This is a genomic window from Peptoniphilus hominis (ex Hitch et al. 2025), from assembly GCF_040096015.1.
Taxonomy (GTDB): Bacteria; Bacillota; Clostridia; order Tissierellales; family Peptoniphilaceae; genus Peptoniphilus_A; species Peptoniphilus_A hominis.
On the sequence record NZ_JBBMFO010000014.1, the window covers coordinates 1 to 21,043 of the forward strand.

The window sequence follows — 21,043 nt, forward strand, 5'->3', positions numbered from 1 at the left end:
CTAAATGCGTATAAGTGCAATTTTTTTATATAAAAATATCTGTTAGAGATTTACTCCCCAACAGATATTATAGAGCCAAAAAATTTTCTAAGATTCTTTATATATAATAGAAAAAAATCTTATATAATAGAAAAAAATCTTATATAATAGAAAAAATAAAAAATATTTGTAAAAATTTTTGTCAAAGGAAATTTTTCTAGCAAAATTATTTATTTTTATATGGAAAAAATTTGTCTAGGAGAAAAATAAAATTTTTCTAAAAAATTTAAAAAAAATGTGTAAATTTCCTTTACAAGTGGCTTTATTTGTTATATAATACCAGAGCGTTTAAAAAAGAAAGTTGCGATGAAGTCATAAGTTGCTTGAGATTTTGTTGAAAAAAAGGAGTTTCGAGGTAATTATGACAGAGAAGTCCAAGCTGGACTTGGGCGCGGGTTATTTTTTTCAGACGGACCCCTTGATACACAAGGGTGCGTTTATCGATAACCCCATTCGCAAGTAAGGCTTTAGCGAATAGGAGGTAAATATGTCTAACAAAGGCAAACAAAAAATCAGAATTAAACTTAAAGCTTATGATCACGAATTACTTGATAATTCAGCACTAAGAATTGTTGATGCTGCTAAAAAGAGCGGTGCAGAAGTTTCTGGACCAATTCCTCTTCCAACAGAAAAGGAAATCATCACAATTATAAGAGCTGTACACAAGTATAAGGATTCAAGAGAACAATTTGAGCAAAGAACTCACAAGCGTCTAATTGATATACTTAATCCTACACAAAAGACTGTAGATTCACTTATGAAGTTAAATCTACCAGCTGGTGTAGATATAGAAATTAAACTTTAAAACTTTGCTTTATATGACTTCTAAATAGAAGTCCGCTGTAAATATTAGGAGGTGCAACATGAAATATTTAGTAGGTAAAAAAATTGGCATGACCCAAATTTTTGATGAAGAGGGTATTGTCACTCCTGTCTCAGTTATTGAAGTAGAACCAAATGTTGTTGTGCAAAAGAAAACTATTGAAAGCGATGGTTATAATGCTATCCAAGTTGCAACACATGAAGTTAAGGAAAAGAAACTTAACAAACCTGAGAAGGGACATTTCGACAAGGCAGGCGTAGGATATAGAAAACATCTTTCTGAATTTAGAACTGATGATGTTGAGTCTTACAATCTTGGCGATGAAATAAAGGTAGATTTATTTGAAGTTGGAGAACACGTTGATGTTATCGGTACTTCAAAGGGTAAAGGAACTGCTGGTATTATTAAACGCCACAACTTCGGTCGTGGTAGAGAAACTCACGGTTCTAAGTTCCACAGAATGCCAGGTGGTATGGGTGCTGCTTCTTATCCAGGAAAAGTATTCAAGAACCACAGAATGGCTGGAAAAATGGGTAACGAAAGAGTTACTGTTCAAAACCTTGAAATTGTTAGAATAGATACAGATAAAAATTTAATTTTAGTTAAGGGTGCTATTCCAGGACCTAAGAAGGGAACTGTTAGAATTAAAAGCACTACTAAAATGACTAAATAAGATAGGGAGGTAAAGAAATGCCTAAAATTCAAATGATTGACATTAAGGGAAATCCTGTTGAAGAAGTCGAACTAAGTGAAGGGCTATTTGATGCTCCTGTAAGCACTCATGCTGTTTATTTAGTTGTTAAAAATATTTTGGCTAATAAAAGACAAGGTACTCACTCTGCTAAGACTCGTGCTGAAGTGCGTGGTGGCGGAAGAAAACCTTGGAGACAAAAGGGAACTGGTCGTGCAAGACAAGGTTCCATTAGATCACCTCAATGGAGAGGCGGCGGAGTTGTTTTCGCTAAGAAACCAAGAGATTACTCATACACAACTCCTAAGAAAACTAGAAGAGCTGCTCTTAGATCAGTTCTTACTACAAAATTACAAGATGGTGAAATAATCCTTGTTGACAAATTAACTATGGAAGAACCAAAGACAAAGATTTTCGCCAACATCTTAAAGGATATTAAGGCAGAAGGAAAGGCTCTTGTAGTTGTTAATGACGACGAAAAAGATGTTCAAAGAGCTGCAAGAAATATCGCTGGTGTAAAGACATCAAGAGCTACTGATATTAATGTTTATGAGTTATTAAAATACGATAACTTAATTATCACTAAGGCTGCACTTGATGTTGTTGAGGAGGTTTTTAACTGATGAATAAATTTGACATTATTAAAAGACCTTTAGTTACTGAACAAAGTATGGACATGATGGCAGAAAATAAGTACACTTTTGAAGTGCCAAAGGATGCCACTAAGCCTGAAATCAGAGCAGCTGTTGAAGAAATCTTCGGCGTTAAGGTTGAAAAAGTATATACAATGAATATGCGTGGAAAATTAAAGAGACAAGGAGTTCATCAAGGAAGACGTCCTTCATGGAAAAAGGCTATAGTTAAACTTACTGATGACTCAGAACCAATAGAATTTTTTGATTCTATTTGATAAGTAGGAGGTATTAAAATGGCGATTAGAGGATTTAAACCTACAACTCCTGCCCGTAGAAAGATGACTGTTGCTACATTCGAAGAGATTACAAAGACTACACCTGAAAAATCTCTTTTAGTTAGCTTCAATAAAACTGCCGGTAGAAATTCACAAGGTAGAATTACTAGTAGACATAGAGGCGGCGGAGTTAAGAGAAAATATAGAATTATAGATTTAAAAAGAGATAAAGACAATATTCCTGCAAAAGTACAAGCTATTGAATATGATCCATATAGAACTGCTTACATTGCACTTTTATCTTATGCTGATGGTGAAAAGAGATACATCATTCAACCTAACGGACTTAAAGTTGGCGATATTGTAGAATCAGGTACAGATGCAGATATCAAAGTTGGTAATGCACTAATGCTTGCTGATATCCCTGTTGGTACTACTGTTCACAACATCGAAATGACTCCTGGAAAGGGCGGTCAAATTGCAAGAAGTGCTGGATCATCAGCTCAACTTATGGCAAAAGAAGGAAAATATGCTCAACTTAGACTTCCTTCAGGTGAATTTAGATTAGTTAGCCAAAGATGTAAGGCAACTATTGGACAAGTTGGAAATATTTCTCATGAACTTATCACTTTAGGTAAGGCAGGTAAGAGCAGATATCTTGGAAACAGACCTCATGTTAGAGGATCTGCAATGAACCCTGTTGATCACCCTCATGGTGGTGGAGAAGGTAGAACTCCAGTAGGTAGACCTTCACCTATGACTCCTTGGGGCAAGAAAGCTCTAGGACTTAAGACTAGAAAGAAATCTAAAAAATCTGATATGTATATAGTAAGAAGAAGAACTAAGTAATCGGAGGGTATAATGAGTAGATCAATAAAAAAAGGACCATTTGCTGATGAACACCTTCTAAAGAAGGTTGACGAGCTTAATGAAAAAAATGAAAAGAAAGTAATTAAAACTTGGTCTCGTCGCTCAACTATTTTCCCTGAATTTGTTTCACACACAATTGCTGTTCATGACGGCAGAAAACATGTGCCAGTATATATTACTGAAGACATGGTAGGACATAAATTAGGTGAATTTGTTCCAACAAGAACATATAGAGGCCACGGCGGCAAGAGCGAAAAGAGCACAACAGTTAAATAAGGAGGGTTAAAATGCAAGCACAAGCAATTGCAAAATATGTAAGAATATCACCTCTTAAGGTGAATTATATTTGCGCTGAAATACGCGGCAAAAGCGTTGATGAGGCCCTCTCTATTTTAAAGTTTACTAATAAGAGGGGAGCTCATGAACTCTATAAGGTATTAAAATCAGCTGTAGCTAATGCTGAAAACAACCTTAATTTAGACAGAAGCGATCTTTATGTGAAGAAAGCATACGCTAATGACGGACCTACTATGAAGAGATTTCGTCCTAAGGCTAAGGGTATGGCTTATCCAATCCTTAAAAGATCAAGTCACATTGGCGTTGTAGTAGCAGAAAGAGAGTAAGGAGGTAGAGAATGGGCCAAAAAGTAAACCCACATGGACTTCGTGTTGGAGTAATCAAAGATTGGGATTCAAAATGGTATGCAGACAAGAAAAATTTTGCCGATCTTTTAGTTGAAGACAACAATATTAGAAAATATGTTAAGAAAAAACTCTATACTGCAGGTATTTCTAAAATTGAAATCGAAAGAGCTGCTAACAGAGTTAAAGTTTCAATTCACACAGCTAAACCAGGTATGGTTATTGGCCGTGGTGGCGCTGGAGTTGAAGAACTTAGAGCTGAAATTGAAAAGCTAACAAATAAATCTGTTGTAATAAATGTTGAAGAAATTAAGAACCAAGATTTAGACGCACAAATCGTTGCTGAAGCTATTGCTGAATCTCTTGAAAGAAGAGTTGCATTTAGACGTGCAATGAAACAAGCTATCCAAAGAACTATGCGTCAAGGAGCTCTTGGTATTAAGACTTCTGTATCAGGCCGTGTTGGCGGTGCAGATATGGCAAGAACTGAAGGTTATTCTGAAGGAACTATTCCTCTTCAAACATTAAGAGCTGATATCGACTACGGTTTCGCTGAAGCTGATACTACTTATGGTAAGCTTGGCGTTAAAGTTTGGCTTTATAAGGGCGAAGTTCTTCCTGAACTAAGAGAAGATTCAAGAAGAAAACCTAGAGACAATAGAGACAATAGAGATAACAGAAACCGCAAGAGACGCGATAATAGAAACAATAATTTCAATAGAAATAATAGAAGAGACAATAAAAATAAAGAGTCTTAAAGAAGGGAGGAATAGTCATGTTGATGCCTAAGAGAGTAAAATATCGTAAAGTTCACAGAGGCAGAATGAAGGGCAAGGCTATGCGTGGTAATGAGCTTGCATACGGCGAATATGGTATAAAAGCTTTAGAACCTTGTTGGATAACTTCAAATCAAATAGAAGCAGCACGTCGTGCTATGACAAGATATATTCGTAGAGGTGGAAATATCTGGATTAAGATTTTCCCAGACAAACCTGTTACTGAAAAACCTGCTGAAACTCGTATGGGTTCCGGTAAAGGTGCTCCAGAGTATTGGGTTGCAGTAGTTAAACCAGGAAGAATTTTATTTGAAATGGGCGGTGTTTCTGAAGATGTTGCAAGAGAAGCTATGAGACTTGCATCTATGAAACTCCCTGTGAGAACTAAATTCGTTATGAAAGATAAGGATGGTGACTCAAATGAAGGCTAATGAAATTCGCAAGATGTCAAGCGAAGATTTAAATAAGAAAGTTAATGAACTTAAAAATGAACTTTTTAATTTGAGATTCAGATTGGCCACTGGTCAACTTGACAATCCATCAAGTATTAAAAGTGTTAAAAGAGATATAGCAAGAGTTAAAACGATCATTAGAGAACGTGAACTTGAAGTTGGAAAGGAGGCTTAATCTCATGGAAAGAAATTCAAGAAAAACTATAACAGGAATTGTAGTAAGCGATAAAATGGATAAGACTATTGTAGTTCAAACTGAAACTTTAAAAACTCATCCAATTTACAAAAAGAGATTTAAGAAGACTACTAAATTCAAGGCTCATGATGAAAATAATGAATGTGGTATTGGTGATCGCGTAAAACTTATGGAAACTAGACCACTAAGTAAAGATAAAAGATGGAGACTTGTAGAAATTATTGAAAAGGCTCAATAATTTTAACTTGAAAGGAGAATAACATGATTCAACAAGAAACAAGATTGCGTGTTGCTGACAATTCAGGTGCAAGAGAACTATCTGTAATTAAAGTCCTTGGTGGAACTAATAGAAAGACAGCTTCTATCGGAGATATTGTAGTGTGTTCTGTAAAGAATGCAACACCCGGTGGCGTTGTCAAAAAAGGTGCTGTTGTAAAAGCAGTTATTGTTAGAACAAACAAGGGCATCAGCAGAAAAGACGGATCTTACATTAGCTTCGATGATAATGCTGCTGTTGTAATTAAAGATGATAGAAGCCCTGTTGGCACTCGTATTTTTGGACCTGTAACTAGAGAACTAAGAGCTGGAAACTTTATGAAGATTATTTCTCTAGCTCCGGAAGTACTATAATTTGGAGGTGTAATATGAAAATTAAAAAAGATGACATCGTAAAAGTTATAGCCGGAAAAGATAAAGGCAAAACTGGTAAAGTCCTAAGAACAATTCCTAAAAAAGATTTAGTAGTTGTTGAAAAGGTAAATATTGTTACTAAACACATTAAACCTAGAGGACCTCAAAACCCAGGTGGAATAGAAAAAATGGAAGCTCCAATTCATGTATCTAATGTTATGTACTTTGACAGTGCATCAGGAAAGGCTACAAGAATTGGCTATAAATTTGAAGACGGAAAAAAAGTTAGATATGCAAAGTCTAGCGGAAAGAACATTAAATAGGGGGTAGAATAATGACTTCAAGATTACAAGAAAAATATAAGACAGAAGTTGTGGGCCACCTAATGGAACATTTCAACTATAGAAATGTTATGGAAGTACCGAAACTTGAAAAAATCACTATTAACATAGGTATTGGTGAAGCTAAGGATAATCACAAGGCTCTTGAATCAGCAGTAGAAGAACTTACTACTATAGCTGGTCAAAAGGCTGTTGTTACTAAAGCAAGAAAATCAATTGCCAACTTTAAACTTCGTGCAGGACAAAATGTTGGTGTTAAGGTTACTCTAAGAGGACAAAGAATGTATGAATTCTTAGATAAATTAATGAATGTTGCACTTCCAAGAGTTAGAGACTTTAGAGGCGTTAAGCCTACTGCTTTTGATGGTAGAGGAAACTATGCCCTTGGTCTTAAAGAACAACTTATCTTCCCTGAAATTGAATATGATAAGGTTGACGCTATTAGAGGAATGGACATTGTTATTGTAACTACTGCTAATACTGATGAAGAAGCTAAAGAATTCCTAGACAAAATGGGAATGCCTTTTGCTAAGGCTTAAGGAGGTACATTGTGGCAAAAAAATCAATGATTGCAAAACAAAAGAGGAAACAAAAGTATTCTTCTCGTGAATATACTAGATGTAAAATCTGTGGAAGACCACATGCTGTTTTACAAAAATATGGAATATGTAGAATATGCTTTAGAGAACTTGCGTACAAGGGACAAATTCCTGGCGTAAGAAAAGCTAGCTGGTAAAAGCCTTAGATGAAAGGAGGCAAACTGATATGATGACAGACCCAATTGCAGATATGCTATCAAGAATTAGAAATGCAAATAATGCAAGACACAAATCTGTTGATATTCCTTGCTCTAAAATTAAAAGAGAAATAGCTCAAATTCTTCTTGATGAAGGCTATATTAAAGGATTCGATGTTGTTGAAGACGACAAACAAGGAATGATCAAGATTGATCTTAAGTATTCAGAGGACGGAGAAAAAGTTATCTCTGGCTTAAAGAGAATATCTAAACCGGGACTTAGAGTTTATGTTAAGTGCGAAGATGTTCCTAAAGTTCTTGGAGGACTAGGAATTGCAATTATCTCTACATCTAAGGGAATAATTACAGATAAAAAAGCAAGACAAGATAAAGTTGGCGGAGAGGTAATCTGCTACGTTTGGTAATTTGGAGGTGAAAAATGTCAAGAATTGGCAAAAAACCTATTGAAATCCCAAAGGGCGTTGATGTTAAAGTTGACGGTCAAACAGTTACTGTTAAGGGACCAAAGGGTGAACTAACACAATCTTTCGATAAAGATTTAAAAATAGAATTAAATGACGGAGTTCTCACTGTAGAAAGACCAAATGAAATTAAAAGAATTAAGGCACTTCACGGTTTAACTAGAACTCTAATCTACAATATGATAATTGGCGTTACAGAAGGTTATACAAAATCTCTTGAAATAATCGGAACTGGATACAGAGCTGCTAAGAAGGGAAAGGTTCTTTCTCTTAACTTAGGTTTCTCACATCCTCTTGATCTTGAAGATCCAGAAGGTATTGAAGTTGAAGTTCCTGCTCCAAACTCAATTATCGTAAGAGGCAATGACAAACAACAAGTTGGCGCTTATGCTGCTTTCATTAGAAGCTTCAGAGAACCTGAACCATATAAGGGTAAGGGTATCAGATACACTGATGAACATGTAAGACGTAAAGTTGGTAAGACTGGTAAGTAAGAGAGGAGAATTTAAGTGTTAAAAAAGATTAATAAAAATGAAAACAGAATAAAAAGACACAAAAGACTTAGAAATCATATCTCCGGTACTGCTATGAAACCAAGACTTTCAGTTTACAGATCATCAAAGCATATTTATGCTCAACTTATTGATGATGAGGCTGGTAACACTTTATTAAGTGCATCAACTCTTGATAAGTCATTGAATTTAGAAAACACTGGAAATATTGAAGCGGCAAAGGCTGTTGGTACTTCTATTGCTAATAAGGCAAAAGAAAAGGGTATCGAAGAAGTTGTTTTTGATAGAAGTGGTTATGTATATCATGGAAAAATCAAGGCACTTGCTGACGCAGCTAGAGAAGCCGGACTAAAATTCTAAGAAGGAGGAAGTAATGGAGCGTTCATTAATAAATGCGGCAGAACTTGATCTTGAAGAAAGAGTTGTATCTATAAACAGAGTTGCCAAAGTAGTTAAGGGTGGTAGAAACTTTAGATTCTCAGCTCTTGTAGTAGTTGGCGACAGAAACGGACACGTTGGTGTAGGTACAGGTAAGGCTCTTGAAGTTCCTGAAGCTATAAGAAAAGCAACACAAGATGCTAAAAAACATCTTATTAAAGTAAACCTACTAAACACTTCTATTCCTCATCAAGTTACTGGAATTTATGGTGCAGGTAGAGTTTTCTTAAAACCAGCAAGAGAAGGTACAGGAGTTATCGCAGGCGGTGCAGTTCGTGCTGTATGTGAACTTGCAGGTATTTCAGATATTCGTACTAAGAACATTGGTACAAACAATCCAAGAAACACAGTTAATGCAACTATTGAAGGTTTAAAACAACTTAAAACTGTTGAATCTGTTGCAAGACTTAGAAATAAATCAGCGGATGAAATTTTAGGATAGGAGGAAAATCATGAGTACTATTAAAATTAAACTTGTTAAAAGTCCTATCGGCAAAGTACCTAAACACAGAAAAACAATAAAAGCACTTGGATTTACTAAGTTAAACCAAGTTATTGAAAAAAATGATACACCTCAAATCAGGGGTATGTTAAAGCAAGTCGATTATATGATCGAAGTAGTAGAATAAGGAGGTGTACCTAATGAAGTTACATGACTTAAGACCTAATGAAGGCGGCGGAGTTAAAGCTAGAAAAAGAGTAGGTCGTGGAATAGGTTCCGGTACTGGCAAAACATCTGGCAAGGGTCACAAGGGACAAAATGCTAGAAGTGGCGGAGGAGTAAGACCTGGATTTGAAGGTGGACAAATGCCACTATTTAGACGTCTTCCAAAGAGAGGATTTACAAACATCTTCAAGAAAGAATATGCAGTTATTAACGTAGCAGATCTTAACGTATTTGAAGAAGGAACTGAAATCACTCCTGAATTCTTAATAGAAAACAAATTTATCAAAGCTGGAAAAGCTAAAGACGGAATTAGAATTTTGGGAGATGGTGAATTAAATGTAAAACTTACTGTAAAAGCTCAGCATTTCTCAAAATCTGCTAAAGAAAAAATTGAGGCTTGCGGAGGAAAGGCCGAGGTGATTTAATGCTATCAACTTTTAAGAGTGCATGGAAGATTGAATCTCTTCGTAAGAAGATGTTATTCACTTTATTCATGCTTCTACTTTATAGACTTGGATCACACATTGCCGTTCCATACATGAACTCACAAGTTATTTCACAACTTATGAGTGGAGCAGGCGGATCAATTTTCTCCTTCCTAGATTTAATGGCAGGAGGTAACTTTAGACGATTTACAATTTTTGCTGCTAACATTTATCCATATGTTACTGCATCAATCATTCTTCAACTTTTGACAATTGCCATTCCTTCATTGGAATCTCTTGCAAAGGAAGGGGAAACTGGTAGAAAGGCAATAGCTAAATATACTAGATATCTTTCTACTGCTATAGCTCTTGTTCAAGCAATTGGTTATACTTTTGGTTTCTTTAGAAAGGCAATTGATGCTACAAGTGCTCTTGAATACACAACTATAATCCTATCAATAGTAGCAGGTACTTCTATACTTGTTTGGATAGGTGAACAAATAACTGAACATGGAATCGGAAATGGTATTTCAATTTTAATTTTTGCAGGTATTGTTTCAAGATTTCCAATTGATATAGCTCAATCTATTGCTCTTGTAAAGGCAGGCAAATCTAGCCCAATCTTCTTAGTGCTATTTGTAATAATTGCTATTGCAATTGTTGTATTTGTAGTAACACTTACGGAAGGTGAGAGAAGAATCCCTGTGCAATATGCTAAGAGAGTTGTAGGAAGAAAGATGTATGGCGGACAAGCTACTCATATTCCAATTAAGGTTTTGATGACTGGTGTTATGCCAATTATCTTTGCCAACTCACTTCTTGCTATTCCAGCAACTATTGCTATGTTTACAAGTGAATCAACTAGAAATTGGATTCAAAAATGGTTAACTCCTGCTGGAGGACCTGGAGCTGTGATTTATATAATATTTACTGTTATTCTTATTGTATTCTTCACATTCTTCTACACTACAATCCAATTCAACACTGTTGAATACTCTAAAAACCTTCAAGCTAATGGTGGTTTTATTAGTGGTATTAGACCAGGAAAACCTACAAGCGATTATTTAGGCAGAACTTTAAATAGATTGGTTATGCCGGGAGCAATTGCACTTTCTATACTTGCAGTTCTTCCAACTATACTAACACTTATTTCAGGTCTACAATTTAATTATGGTGGTACATCAATTATCATCGTAGTTGGTGTTGTACTTGAAATTCATAGAGTATTAGAACAACAATTAATCATGAGAAATTATCGTGGTTTCTTGAAGAATAAATAGGAGGCATTTATGAAATTAGTTATATTGGGACCTCCAGGGGCCGGCAAAGGCACACAAGCTGAATATATTGTTGAAAGATACAATATTCCACACATTTCAACTGGAGATATCTTTAGAGAAAATATTAAGAACAATACAGAACTTGGTAAAGAAGCTAAGTCTTATATGGACAAGGGTCTTTTAGTTCCTGATGATCTTGTAATCGCCCTTGTTGAAGACAGACTTAACAAGGCTGATGCTAAAGAAGGATTTCTATTAGATGGTTTTCCAAGAACTGTGGCTCAAGCTGTCAGTCTTGACTCTATTTTAGACAAGAACAATGACAAATTAACTAAGGTTATTAATATTTCAGTTGACCCTGAAATTTTAATAGAAAGAGCTGTTGGAAGACGAGTTTGTAAAACTTGTGGAATGACTTATCATGTTAAATTCAATCCTCCAAAGGAAGAAGGAATTTGTGATAAGGATGGCACTAAGCTTATTCAAAGAGATGACGATATTGAAGAAACTGTAAAAACTAGAATTTCAGTTTACTTTGATCAAACTGCACCTCTTATTGATTACTACAGGGCACAAAATCTTCTTGTAGATATCGATGGTGCCAAGGATATTGACAAGGTATTTGAAGATATAGTTAATGGTCTCGAATAGTTCATGGATAATACATTTAGTCTTTTAAAGGGACAAGTTGTAAGATCCAAAAAAGGTAGAGATGAGGGAAAAGTTTTTGTGGTAATTGATATTATTGACAAAGACTACCTTTATCTTGTTGATGGAAAACTGAGAAAGCTAGATCGACCAAAGAAAAAAAAGGTAAAACATCTTTATATATATAAGGACATCATTGATCTTGACCTTAAAGATCTAAGTGATTCTTATATTAGGAAGAAACTATTACCTTATAGCTAAAGGAGGATCCTTAATAATATGGCTAAAGAAGATGTAATCGAAGTTGAAGGCGTTGTTGTAGACGCTCTTCCAAACACTCATTTCAAGGTAGAACTTGAAAACGGACATATCATACTTGCTCATATTTCAGGTAAATTGAGAATGAATTATATTAGAATTCTTCCTGGTGATAAGGTGACAGTTGAGCTTTCACCTTATGATCTTACAAGAGGAAGAATAACTTGGAGAAAGAAATAATCCTAAGGTTAGGAGGCATTTAAATGAAAGTAAGACCATCTGTAAAAAAGATGTGCGAAAAGTGCAAAATTATTAAGAGAAACGGAAAAGTAATGGTAATCTGTGAAAATCCGAAACATAAACAAAGACAAGGATAAGGGAGGTAATTATGGCTAGAATTTCCGGTGTAGATTTACCTAGAGAAAAGAGAGTTGAAATCGGACTCACTTATATTTATGGTATTGGAAAACCTAGATCTCAAGCAATTTTAACTGCTGCAGGCGTTGATTTTGATACAAGAGTTAAAGATTTGACTGAAGCTGAACTTGCTAAAATCAGAGATGAAATAGATAAATACCACGTAGAAGGTGATTTGCGTCGTGATGTTGCAATGAGCATCAAGAGACTTCGTGAAATCAACTGTTATCGTGGAAGAAGGCATAAAATGGGTCTTCCTGTAAGAGGACAAAAAACTAAGACTAATGCTAGGACAAGAAAAGGTCCTAAGAAACTTGTTAGTAAAAGTAAGTAAGGGGGGACTTTAATGGCTAAAAAACAAAAAGTTACACGTTCAAGAAGACGTGTTCGTAAAAATATTGAAAAGGGTGAAGCTCACATAGCTTCAACATTTAACAACACTATGGTTACTCTTACTGATATTAACGGTAATGTTATATCTTGGGCAAGTGCTGGACAACTTGGATTTAGAGGTTCAAGAAAGTCAACTCCTTTTGCAGCACAAGAAGCAGCACAAGAAGCAGCTGAAAAGGCTAAAGAACATGGATTAAAAAGCGTTGATGTATATGTAAAGGGTCCAGGTTCAGGAAGAGAAGCTGCAATTAGATCTCTTCAAGCATCAGGTCTTGAAGTAACTATGATTAAAGATGTTACTCCAATTCCTCACAATGGATGTAGGCCACCAAAACGTAGAAGAGTCTAAGCTATTTATCGAGAAGGAGGGTACCCATGATTGAAATTGAAAAACCTAGGATTAGTATTGAAGAATTAGATGAGTCAGGTTTATATGGCAAATTTGTCGTTGAACCACTAGAAGCTGGATTTGGTATCACTATTGGAAATTCCTTAAGAAGAGTGCTACTTTCCTCTCTACCAGGCGCAGCTGTATCTTTCATAAATATTCGCGGCGTTGAACATGAATTTGATACAATTCCAGGGGTATTGGAAGATGTACCTGAAATAGTTTTAAATATTAAATCTATAGTTTTAAAGATGACTGAAGATGAACCTGTAAAACTAATTATAGAAAAGAAGGGCAAGGGAGAAATTAAAGCCTCTGACATTGAACTTCAACCTCATGTAACTATTATCAATCCAGATCAACATATAGCGACTCTAAATGAAGATGCTGATTTTTATCTTGAAATGATGGTTGAAAAGGGAAGAGGCTACGAACCTTCTGAACTTAAAAAGGATGAAATAACTGAAATTGGAATTATTCCAATGGATTCTAACTTCACTCCTGTGGAAAAAGTAAACTGGAAAGTTGAAAACACAAGAGTGGGACAAAGAACTGATTATGATAGATTAATCCTTGAAGTTACAACAGATGGCTCTATGAAAGCTGATGAAGCTACATCTCTTGCAGCAAAAATCTTGACAGAACATCTTGAACTCTTCATTGGCCTTAAAGAACATGTCAGTGAAATAAATTTGATGGTTGAAAAAGAAGAGGATCAAAAAGAAAAAGTTCTCGAAATGACAGTTGAAGAATTAGATCTATCTGTTAGGTCTTTTAACTGCCTAAAGAGAGCTGGAATAAACAGCGTTGAGGAACTTACTAATAAGACTGAAAGTGAAATGATGAAGGTTAGAAATCTTGGTAGAAAATCCCTACTAGAAGTAACTGAAAAACTTGAAGAATTAGGACTTGGCCTCAAAGCTGAAGAAGATTAAGGAGGACATTATGGCAAAAAACAGAAAACTTGGCCGTAATTCAAGTCATAGAAAGGCAATGCTTAGAAACCTTGTTACTTCTCTTTTGCGTGAAGGTAGAATTCAAACTACTCACACAAGAGCTAAGGAAGTTCAAAAGATTGCTGATCGTATGATTACACTTGGAAAAAGAGGCGACCTTCACGCAAGAAGACAAGCTTTAGCATATATTTATTCAGAAGATGTTGTTACAAAATTATTTGACGAATACGCTGAAAAGTATGCAGATAGAAATGGTGGATACACTAGAGTATTGAAGATGGGTCCAAGACGTGGAGACGGTGCAGAAATTTCAATTATAGAATTAGTATAAGGAAATCCAATGGGGTTTCCTTTTTTTTATACTTTTGGAGGTTCTATGCTTTATAGAAGTATTTATAGTTCTCCCCTGGGGAAAATTTTAATCCTTTTCCATGAGGGCACTCTTCTTGGACTTTATTTTGAAGGGCAAAAAGAATTTAATGACATTATGAAGGATGAAGAGGTAAAAAATTTTGATGATGGGAAGGATTTTGAGATAAAAGATAAAAATCTTAGGGGTGAGAGTCTTGATTATGATAAAAATAAAGTGTCTGGAGAAAAATTTTGTGACGATAAAATTTTAGGAGATACTAAAAAATGGTTGGACCTATATTTTTCTGGCGAGGACCCAAATTTTACACCTAAGTTAAAACTGGAAGGCACAGAATTTAGAAAAGATGTGTGGAAAATTTTGTTGGAGATCCTCTATGGCGAAACTCTTACCTATAAAGACATTGCAAATAAACTTATAGCAAGTGGCAAGTACGAGAGAATGTCGGCACAGGCAGTGGGCGGTGCAGTAGGGCACAATCCTCTTTCTATAATCATCCCTTGCCACAGGGTTGTTGGGACAAGTGGATCTCTTACTGGCTATGCAGGAGGGCTTGGTAGAAAGGTAAGGCTCCTAGAACTTGAAGGCATAGATGTAAATAAATTTTTCATGCCAAAAAATCACAAATAATTTTTATTAAAAAATTTTAAGGAGAGTTTAAAAAATTCTCTCCGCAAATTACTTCAAGAAAATTTTATAATATTTTGTTACTTTTAAGCTTGAAAAAATTTTTCTAATGTATTATCATATAAGTATTAGCAGAAGACATTAGTGAGTGCTAAATTTAAGGAGGTTAATATAGATGAAACTTAGACCACTTGACGATAAAATCGTCATCAAGAAAATTGAAAAAGAAGAAACAACTGCTTCAGGCATAGTTCTTCCATCATCAGCCAAGGAAGAATCAAACATTGCAGAAGTTGTTGCAACGGGAAATAAGTTAGATACAGACGAAGACATGAAGGGTCTTGTAAAAGTTGGAGACAAGATTATTTTCTCAAAGTATGCAGGAAATGACATCGAACTTGACAAGGAAAAGTACACAATTATAAAATTCCAAGATATCTTGGCAGTTATTGAATAAGGAGTGATAACATGGCAAAGGAAATTAAATTTTCAGAAGATGCTAGAAAAGGCTTAATAAAAGGAATAAATACTCTTGCTGATACAGTTAAGGTTACACTTGGACCTAAGGGCAGAAATGTAATTTTAGACAAGGAATATGGCACACCACTTATTACAAATGATGGTGTTACTATTGCAAGAGAAATTGAATGTGAAGATAAATTTGAAAACATGGGGGCACAACTTTTAAAGGAAGTTGCTACAAAGACTAATGATGTTGCAGGTGACGGCACAACAACAGCTACTCTACTTGCTCAAGCAATTATTAGAGAAGGAATGAGAAACCTTGCAGCAGGTGCAAACCCAATGGTTCTACAAAAGGGAATTGAAAAGGCAGTGGAAAAAACTGTTGAAGAAATCAAAAACTTCTCTACAGAAGTTTCTTCAAAGGAAGCAATTGAACAAGTTGCATCAATTTCAGCTGCCAATGAACAAGTTGGAAAGCTCATCTCTGAAGCAATGGAAAAAGTTGGCAACGACGGTGTAATCACTGTTGAAGAATCAAAATCAATGGGGACAAGTCTTGATGTAGTTGAAGGTATGCAATTTGACAGGGGATACCTTTCTCCATACATGGTGACAGATTCTGACAAAATGGTTGCAGAATTAGAAGACCCATACATTTTAATTACAGACAAAAAGATTTCAAATATACAAGAAATTTTGCCACTACTTGAACAAGTTCTTCAATCATCAAAACCACTTCTTATCATAGCAGATGACATTGATGGCGAAGCCCTAGCAACTCTAGTTGTAAACTCTCTAAGAGGAACACTAAATGTAGTTGGAGTAAAGGCTCCAGGCTATGGCGACAGAAGAAAAGATATGCTACAAGATATAGCAATTTTAACTGGTGGACAAGTTGTATCATCTGATTTAGGTCAAGACCTTAAAGATGCAACAATTGATATGCTTGGCTCTGCATCAAAGGTAAGAGTAGAAAAAGATCTTACAGTTATAGTAAATGGTGCAGGGGAAAAATCTGAACTTGAAAACAGAATTTCCCACATTAAAAATCAAATAGAAGAATCAGATTCAGAATTTGACAAGGAAAAATTACAAGAAAGACTTGCAAAACTTTCTGGCGGAGTTGCAGTAATCCAAGTAGGAGCAGCAACAGAAGTTGAACTTAAAGAAAGAAAGCTAAGAATCGAAGATGCCCTTGCAGCAACAAGAGCAGCAGTAGAAGAAGGAATTGTAGCTGGCGGTGGAACAGTACTAATCGACTCAATAGACGCAGTAGCAAAAGTAGTTGACGAATTAGAAGGCGACGAAAAAACTGGCGCCAATATAATCCTTAAGGCATTAGAAGAACCACTAAGACAAATAGCAGAAAACGCAGGACTAGAAGGTTCAGTAATAGTAGAACATGTAAAGACAAAAGAAGCTGGCATTGGCTTTGACGCATATAGGTCAGAATATGTAGACATGAAAAAGGCTGGAATTGTTGACCCAACAAAAGTAACAAGATCAGCCCTACAAAACGCAGCAAGCGTAGCATCAATGATCTTGACAACAGAAGCAGCAGTAGCAAACATAAAAGAAGACGCACCAGCAATGCCTCCAATGAATCCAGGCATGGGTATGATGTAATTAATGGTAGTCTCAATCGCGACGAGTCACGATTGAGACGGTCTTCAAGCTGAAGGCGACTGAAAGGAGCCTGAAGCTATGAAGAACCTTATCCAGCGAACGAAAAAATGTGACCGAATAGGGAACATTTTTGAGTGAGTCGGAGTTGGATATATAGAAAAAACCTAAAAAGGCAGTCATAAAGTTGACTGCCTTTTTTTATCTTCACACTGAAGCTTATCCAGCGAACGAAGACGATGCGACCGAATAGGGAGCATTTTCAAGCGAGTCGGATTGTAAATCAAGAAACAACCTAAAAAAAGACAGTCACAAAAAGCGGCTGTCTTTTTCTTTTGTCCTCACACTGAAACCAAGCTAGTCGGATATCTTAAAACAAATTGAATAAAAAACAAAAAGTAGTCTTAAAACCACAAGACTACTTTCTTTATCTTTCATATAAATTTTAAAACATCCAAGGTAAAAATATAGCCCCAACTTTTTCCACATGATCAAGGGATTTAGATTCACTTAAAGAGGAAAAAGATGCATCAATCATTCTTCCCATATCCTTTATATCCAAATTTGGTCTTTCCAAAGGCCCCTCATTTAAGTTTCCTAAAATATCGTAGACCAAACTTTTTCCATCACTTTCGATTTTTACATGAACAATTCCTTGGAAGCCTTCACCTTCAGTTTCTATGGAGACATCTTTTAAAGGACCTATTTTCTGGTTTTCTATATCAAAAATCAAGCACAAATCAAATTCATTAGACTTACTCTCAGAAAATATTCTTTTTTTCAATAAGTAGTAACCATCTTGGTAATTTTTTTCCTTGTATATTTTAAAGTCGCCCTTGTCATCACTTTTATATATTCTCGTGTCGGAACTTAGTTTTCTCGGACTTGTTGAATTTTCTTTTAAATTGTTATTTTGTGAAAAATATATTAGCCCGCCAATTAAAAATATTGCAAGAAAAACTATTAAAAATTTTTTCATATTGACCTCCTAATATCCTTTATTAATTTTATTATAGCAGGCAAATAAATCTTTAGCAAAATTTCTTTATCACCATATCATTGTTTAAATCACACCAATAAGAGTATGTATATTAAGAGGTGTTTTATGTTTATTAATTATATTAAAGCTTTTAATGACAATTATATCTGGGTTATGGAAAAGAATGGCAAGGTCCTTGTTGTGGATCCTGGCGATGCTGGCCCTGTCATAGATTATTTGAAGGATAAAAATCTCGACTACATTCTTTTAACTCACAAGCACATGGACCATGTGGGCGGCGTTAAAGAACTTAAAAATAAATACGGTGCGAAAGTCTACGGCCCCCTTGAAACAAAAGAATATAACGACTTTACTTTAAGTGAGGCTGATGAATTTGAAGTCATGAGTGAAAACTTTAAAGTTATTTTAACTGGAGGACACACAGAAGACCATATTTCCTATTTAGTTGAAGACAAATTATTTTGTGGAGATGCCCTTTTCCTTGCAGGCTGCGGCAGAGTCTTTACTAAGGACTACAAAAAAGCCTATGAGGGACTAAATAAGTTAAAGGGCTTAGATGAAGACACTTTAGTTTACCCAGCTCACGAATATTCTCTTGCCAATTTAAAATTTGCAAGGTCTGTCATTTCAAATGAGGACTTAGACAGAGAATATGAAAGAGTAAAAAAACTGCGTGAAGAAGATAAGATCACCCTTCCATCAAGCATAGGCAAGGAGAAAAAAATAAATCCCTTCTTCTTGGCAAGGGACTTAGATGAATTTATACAATATAGAAATAAAAAGGATAATTTTTAAAGAGAAAGCTCTGGGTCATAAGCTGATCCAGAGCTTAATTTTTTATTTATTTAATTCTTTTTCTATTTTATTTAACAAATCTTCTGGTATAGGGTTTTCTTCACTATACTTAGGATAATCTATATCCTTGCAGAAAACGTAAATATATTCTTCTAAACTAGGTGCAGAAGAAAGAGGGTTAGTAATAGAGCGACATTGTTTCTTAAAATTATAATCATGTATTTTTGATAAAATATTACTTTGGTTAGAGGAATCTGTAATAATTAAGTCTGGATAGACTTCAAAAATTACATCTGTATCTGGATTTTTTTCGCTTCCAACAATTTTTGCATCTGGATAAAGATCCTTTGCTTCTTCTACTGTTCCACCAACATTTTCGTAGCCAATTTCTTTTAAGATAATAGCAATATTTTTTGTTAGTGGGACAATATTATACTTTTCCTCAATTTGATTATCTTGATTTTCCTTTGCTGAAGATTCCTCTTTTTCAACTTTTTCATTTTGAATAGAATTTTCCGGTGCTTCTTGGTTAGAATTTGCACTTTCGCTATTTGTTTTTTTACAACCACTAAAAATTAAGGGAATCGTCAATAAAATAATGAGATATTTCTTTTTCATAATCTTACCTCCTAAACTCACAAACTATACTTTACTATAATAACATAATATCACACAAAAAAAACACGCAAGAGGATATTTTTTAAAATTTAAAATTTTAGAGAATATAAAATAAATTGTAGGGCAAAAAAAGTGCTGGCAAAAATGCCAACACTTAATTTTTTTATTAAATTATATCAACCGATACCGCCAAATTTTGCGCCTGCTATTAGGGCGATTATGGCAGCTGTTACATATACATATTTTGCAAGTGGATAATACCATCCGCCGATTTCTTTTCCATGACCTTGACTAACTGCAGAGATTACATAATCTTTTCCTGCAACCCATAAGAACATTATGCCTGCAAGGGCTGCTCCAAGTGGGCAGATGTAAATGGAAACTACATCCATCCAACCGCCGACTATAGCTTGAATAAATATAGCTACGATACAACCAATTATATGAATAGTTGTAGTTGCAATTGGTCTTGAAAAATTAAATTGTTCTTGCAAATAGGCAACTGGTGCTTCGTAAAGATTTATTATTGAAGATACGCCTGCGAAAAGTACACAGATGTAGAAAATAATACCAATGATTCTACCAACAGCCATGCCATTAAATACATTTACTAGGTAAATAAACATTAGTCCAGGACCACCAGTATCAAGGGGTGCATTTGCTGTTGCCATGGCAGGGATAATTACAAAGGCTGCAAGTAGAGCTGCTAGAGTATCAAAGACTGCAACATTTCTTGCAGAGGATGGAATGCTTTCGTTTTTAGGTAAATAGGAGCCGTAAATTACTGTTCCATTTCCAGCAACTGATAGGGAGAAGAAGGCTTGTCCAAAGGCAAAAATCCAAACTTTAGGATCCTTTAAGCCTTCAGGGTTTACTGTGAAGATGTATTTATATCCATTGCTTGCACCTGGAAGGGTGAAGATGTAAATTGCAAGTCCTACAAATAAAACAAAGAGGACAGGCATCATAATTTTGTTTGCCTTTTCGATTCCACCAGATACTCCCATTACCATAATGGCAAAGCTTGCAATAATTGCTATAACGACCCAAATATTTGCGCCAAAGGCAGAGGCTGTTTGTCCAAAAGTTCCGCCAATTACATCCATGTCTTGACCCATAGCATAAAGTCCGCCTGATAATGAAAGGAAAGTGTACTTAAAAATCCAACCCATTACACAAGTGTAACCTATGGCTAGGGCAAGGGAGCCTAATACTGGTATAAGTCCAATTATTTCGCCAAGTTTTCTATTATTCCATCTTAATTCTGTGCATTTTCCAAAGGCGCCAACGGGACCAGCTTCAGCTGATCTTCCCAGTGCCATTTCAGAAATTACTCCAGTTGAGCCTATAAGAGTTACAAATATTATATATGGAATTAAAAAAGTCATTCCACCATAGGTAGAAACCATTATAGGGAATCGCCAAATATTACCCATACCAACTGCAGAGCCTATACAAGCAAGTATAAAACCCCATTTACTTTTAAAACCATCACGAGCTTTTAAGTTATTATCCATAGTCATTCTCCTTAATAGGCTAGCCCCTCTTGCAAGGAGCTTTTCTTAATGTTAAATTA

Annotated in this window: 37 protein-coding genes; 34 read left to right on the plus strand and 3 right to left on the minus strand. The window is 35.3% G+C overall.

Annotated features, from left to right (window positions below; genetic code table 11):
* Positions 1–526 precede the first annotated feature (526 nt).
* From rpsJ to groL, 33 genes are all read left to right on the plus strand, one after another.
* A complete protein-coding gene (gene rpsJ, locus WMO19_RS05375; RefSeq protein WP_005957385.1) occupies positions 527–844 on the plus strand; it encodes a 30S ribosomal protein S10 in 318 nt (105 codons plus the stop codon).
* A gap of 58 nt (positions 845–902) precedes the next feature.
* Positions 903–1,535, plus strand: a complete 633-nt coding sequence (rplC, locus tag WMO19_RS05380; RefSeq protein WP_019124993.1) for a 50S ribosomal protein L3 — start codon at positions 903–905, stop codon at positions 1,533–1,535.
* Positions 1,536–1,552: 17 nt separating this feature from the next.
* Positions 1,553–2,176, plus strand: coding sequence for a 50S ribosomal protein L4 (rplD, locus tag WMO19_RS05385; RefSeq protein WP_070610401.1), 624 nt, complete (start codon positions 1,553–1,555; stop codon positions 2,174–2,176).
* Positions 2,176–2,463: a 50S ribosomal protein L23 gene (gene rplW / locus WMO19_RS05390; protein WP_019124991.1), complete on the plus strand. Its 288-nt coding sequence runs from the start codon at positions 2,176–2,178 to the stop codon at positions 2,461–2,463. Before rplD ends, rplW begins: the two co-directional genes overlap by 1 nt.
* 18 nt (positions 2,464–2,481) lie before the next feature.
* Positions 2,482–3,312: a 50S ribosomal protein L2 gene (gene rplB / locus WMO19_RS05395; protein WP_349170604.1), complete on the plus strand. Its 831-nt coding sequence runs from the start codon at positions 2,482–2,484 to the stop codon at positions 3,310–3,312.
* A 12-nt stretch (positions 3,313–3,324) separates the two neighbouring features.
* Positions 3,325–3,609 carry a 30S ribosomal protein S19 gene (gene rpsS, locus WMO19_RS05400; RefSeq protein WP_019107919.1) on the plus strand — a complete coding sequence of 95 codons (285 nt, stop codon included), beginning with the start codon at positions 3,325–3,327 and terminating at the stop codon, positions 3,607–3,609.
* Positions 3,610–3,620: 11 nt separating this feature from the next.
* Positions 3,621–3,956: a 50S ribosomal protein L22 gene (gene rplV, locus WMO19_RS05405; RefSeq protein WP_019124989.1), complete on the plus strand. Its 336-nt coding sequence runs from the start codon at positions 3,621–3,623 to the stop codon at positions 3,954–3,956.
* An 11-nt stretch (positions 3,957–3,967) separates the two neighbouring features.
* The gene (gene rpsC / locus WMO19_RS05410; protein ID WP_019124988.1) at positions 3,968–4,732 is read left to right on the plus strand and encodes a 30S ribosomal protein S3; all 765 of its coding nucleotides are present in this window, start codon (positions 3,968–3,970) and stop codon (positions 4,730–4,732) included.
* A gap of 17 nt (positions 4,733–4,749) precedes the next feature.
* Positions 4,750–5,181 (plus strand): 50S ribosomal protein L16, encoded by a 432-nt coding sequence (gene rplP / locus WMO19_RS05415; RefSeq protein ID WP_019124987.1) that lies wholly within the window; start codon positions 4,750–4,752, stop codon positions 5,179–5,181.
* Positions 5,171–5,377, plus strand: coding sequence for a 50S ribosomal protein L29 (gene rpmC / locus WMO19_RS05420; protein ID WP_070610404.1), 207 nt, complete (start codon positions 5,171–5,173; stop codon positions 5,375–5,377). The genes rplP and rpmC overlap by 11 nt, the downstream gene beginning before the upstream one ends.
* Before the next feature lie 4 nt (positions 5,378–5,381).
* Positions 5,382–5,636 carry a 30S ribosomal protein S17 gene (rpsQ, locus tag WMO19_RS05425; RefSeq protein WP_019124985.1) on the plus strand — a complete coding sequence of 85 codons (255 nt, stop codon included), beginning with the start codon at positions 5,382–5,384 and terminating at the stop codon, positions 5,634–5,636.
* Between the two features lie 23 nt (positions 5,637–5,659).
* The gene (gene rplN / locus WMO19_RS05430; RefSeq protein ID WP_019124984.1) at positions 5,660–6,028 is read left to right on the plus strand and encodes a 50S ribosomal protein L14; all 369 of its coding nucleotides are present in this window, start codon (positions 5,660–5,662) and stop codon (positions 6,026–6,028) included.
* Positions 6,029–6,042: 14 nt separating this feature from the next.
* Entirely contained in the window at positions 6,043–6,351 is a 309-nt protein-coding gene (gene rplX / locus WMO19_RS05435; protein WP_019107912.1) for a 50S ribosomal protein L24, read from the plus strand.
* Positions 6,352–6,362: 11 nt separating this feature from the next.
* The gene (gene rplE, locus WMO19_RS05440) at positions 6,363–6,908 is read left to right on the plus strand and encodes a 50S ribosomal protein L5 (protein WP_019124983.1); all 546 of its coding nucleotides are present in this window, start codon (positions 6,363–6,365) and stop codon (positions 6,906–6,908) included.
* Positions 6,909–6,919: 11 nt separating this feature from the next.
* Positions 6,920–7,105 carry a type Z 30S ribosomal protein S14 gene (locus WMO19_RS05445; protein ID WP_019107910.1) on the plus strand — a complete coding sequence of 62 codons (186 nt, stop codon included), beginning with the start codon at positions 6,920–6,922 and terminating at the stop codon, positions 7,103–7,105.
* Positions 7,106–7,134: 29 nt separating this feature from the next.
* On the plus strand, positions 7,135–7,530 hold the full coding sequence (gene rpsH / locus WMO19_RS05450; RefSeq protein ID WP_019124982.1) for a 30S ribosomal protein S8: 396 nt from the start codon (positions 7,135–7,137) through the stop codon (positions 7,528–7,530).
* 14 nt (positions 7,531–7,544) lie between these two features.
* On the plus strand, positions 7,545–8,081 hold the full coding sequence (gene rplF / locus WMO19_RS05455; protein WP_019124981.1) for a 50S ribosomal protein L6: 537 nt from the start codon (positions 7,545–7,547) through the stop codon (positions 8,079–8,081).
* 15 nt (positions 8,082–8,096) lie between these two features.
* Positions 8,097–8,459 carry a 50S ribosomal protein L18 gene (rplR, locus tag WMO19_RS05460; RefSeq protein WP_070610406.1) on the plus strand — a complete coding sequence of 121 codons (363 nt, stop codon included), beginning with the start codon at positions 8,097–8,099 and terminating at the stop codon, positions 8,457–8,459.
* Positions 8,460–8,472: 13 nt separating this feature from the next.
* The gene (gene rpsE / locus WMO19_RS05465; RefSeq protein ID WP_019124979.1) at positions 8,473–8,979 is read left to right on the plus strand and encodes a 30S ribosomal protein S5; all 507 of its coding nucleotides are present in this window, start codon (positions 8,473–8,475) and stop codon (positions 8,977–8,979) included.
* Positions 8,980–8,989: 10 nt separating this feature from the next.
* The gene (rpmD, locus tag WMO19_RS05470; protein WP_019124978.1) at positions 8,990–9,166 is read left to right on the plus strand and encodes a 50S ribosomal protein L30; all 177 of its coding nucleotides are present in this window, start codon (positions 8,990–8,992) and stop codon (positions 9,164–9,166) included.
* 13 nt (positions 9,167–9,179) lie between these two features.
* On the plus strand, positions 9,180–9,629 hold the full coding sequence (rplO, locus tag WMO19_RS05475) for a 50S ribosomal protein L15 (RefSeq protein WP_019107904.1): 450 nt from the start codon (positions 9,180–9,182) through the stop codon (positions 9,627–9,629).
* On the plus strand, positions 9,629–10,909 hold the full coding sequence (gene secY / locus WMO19_RS05480; protein ID WP_019124977.1) for a preprotein translocase subunit SecY: 1,281 nt from the start codon (positions 9,629–9,631) through the stop codon (positions 10,907–10,909). Before rplO ends, secY begins: the two co-directional genes overlap by 1 nt.
* Positions 10,910–10,918: 9 nt before the next feature.
* A complete protein-coding gene (locus WMO19_RS05485; RefSeq protein WP_349170608.1) occupies positions 10,919–11,560 on the plus strand; it encodes an adenylate kinase in 642 nt (213 codons plus the stop codon).
* 3 nt (positions 11,561–11,563) lie between these two features.
* A complete protein-coding gene (locus WMO19_RS05490; RefSeq protein ID WP_349170610.1) occupies positions 11,564–11,818 on the plus strand; it encodes a KOW domain-containing RNA-binding protein in 255 nt (84 codons plus the stop codon).
* An 18-nt stretch (positions 11,819–11,836) separates the two neighbouring features.
* A complete protein-coding gene (infA, locus tag WMO19_RS05495) occupies positions 11,837–12,055 on the plus strand; it encodes a translation initiation factor IF-1 (RefSeq protein ID WP_005957367.1) in 219 nt (72 codons plus the stop codon).
* A gap of 23 nt (positions 12,056–12,078) precedes the next feature.
* The gene (gene rpmJ / locus WMO19_RS05500) at positions 12,079–12,192 is read left to right on the plus strand and encodes a 50S ribosomal protein L36 (RefSeq protein ID WP_010244353.1); all 114 of its coding nucleotides are present in this window, start codon (positions 12,079–12,081) and stop codon (positions 12,190–12,192) included.
* 11 nt (positions 12,193–12,203) lie between these two features.
* Positions 12,204–12,566 carry a 30S ribosomal protein S13 gene (gene rpsM, locus WMO19_RS05505; RefSeq protein ID WP_019124974.1) on the plus strand — a complete coding sequence of 121 codons (363 nt, stop codon included), beginning with the start codon at positions 12,204–12,206 and terminating at the stop codon, positions 12,564–12,566.
* A 12-nt stretch (positions 12,567–12,578) separates the two neighbouring features.
* On the plus strand, positions 12,579–12,974 hold the full coding sequence (gene rpsK / locus WMO19_RS05510; RefSeq protein ID WP_019124973.1) for a 30S ribosomal protein S11: 396 nt from the start codon (positions 12,579–12,581) through the stop codon (positions 12,972–12,974).
* 26 nt (positions 12,975–13,000) lie between these two features.
* A complete protein-coding gene (locus WMO19_RS05515) occupies positions 13,001–13,948 on the plus strand; it encodes a DNA-directed RNA polymerase subunit alpha (protein WP_019124972.1) in 948 nt (315 codons plus the stop codon).
* Positions 13,949–13,958: 10 nt separating this feature from the next.
* Positions 13,959–14,300 (plus strand): 50S ribosomal protein L17, encoded by a 342-nt coding sequence (gene rplQ, locus WMO19_RS05520; protein ID WP_019124971.1) that lies wholly within the window; start codon positions 13,959–13,961, stop codon positions 14,298–14,300.
* Between the two features lie 45 nt (positions 14,301–14,345).
* On the plus strand, positions 14,346–14,969 hold the full coding sequence (locus WMO19_RS05525) for a methylated-DNA--[protein]-cysteine S-methyltransferase (RefSeq protein WP_349170614.1): 624 nt from the start codon (positions 14,346–14,348) through the stop codon (positions 14,967–14,969).
* A gap of 172 nt (positions 14,970–15,141) precedes the next feature.
* Positions 15,142–15,423 (plus strand): co-chaperone GroES, encoded by a 282-nt coding sequence (locus WMO19_RS05530; protein ID WP_349170616.1) that lies wholly within the window; start codon positions 15,142–15,144, stop codon positions 15,421–15,423.
* Positions 15,424–15,434: 11 nt separating this feature from the next.
* Positions 15,435–17,057, plus strand: a complete 1,623-nt coding sequence (groL, locus tag WMO19_RS05535; RefSeq protein ID WP_349170618.1) for a chaperonin GroEL — start codon at positions 15,435–15,437, stop codon at positions 17,055–17,057.
* 442 nt (positions 17,058–17,499) lie between these two features.
* On the opposite strand, the gene WMO19_RS05540 is transcribed toward groL, so the two are convergent.
* Positions 17,500–18,033, minus strand: coding sequence for a hypothetical protein (locus WMO19_RS05540; RefSeq protein WP_349170620.1), 534 nt, complete (start codon positions 18,031–18,033; stop codon positions 17,500–17,502).
* A 126-nt stretch (positions 18,034–18,159) separates the two neighbouring features.
* Here WMO19_RS05540 and gloB point away from each other — a divergent pair, with 126 nt between their 5' ends.
* Positions 18,160–18,849, plus strand: a complete 690-nt coding sequence (gloB, locus tag WMO19_RS05545) for a hydroxyacylglutathione hydrolase (RefSeq protein ID WP_349170622.1) — start codon at positions 18,160–18,162, stop codon at positions 18,847–18,849.
* Positions 18,850–18,891: 42 nt separating this feature from the next.
* Here the strand turns inward: gloB and WMO19_RS05550 are convergent, their stop codons facing one another.
* Entirely contained in the window at positions 18,892–19,467 is a 576-nt protein-coding gene (locus tag WMO19_RS05550) for a hypothetical protein (protein WP_349170624.1), read from the minus strand.
* A 176-nt stretch (positions 19,468–19,643) separates the two neighbouring features.
* Positions 19,644–20,984, minus strand: coding sequence for a sodium-dependent transporter (locus tag WMO19_RS05555; protein ID WP_349170626.1), 1,341 nt, complete (start codon positions 20,982–20,984; stop codon positions 19,644–19,646).
* Positions 20,985–21,043: the final 59 nt, after the last annotated feature.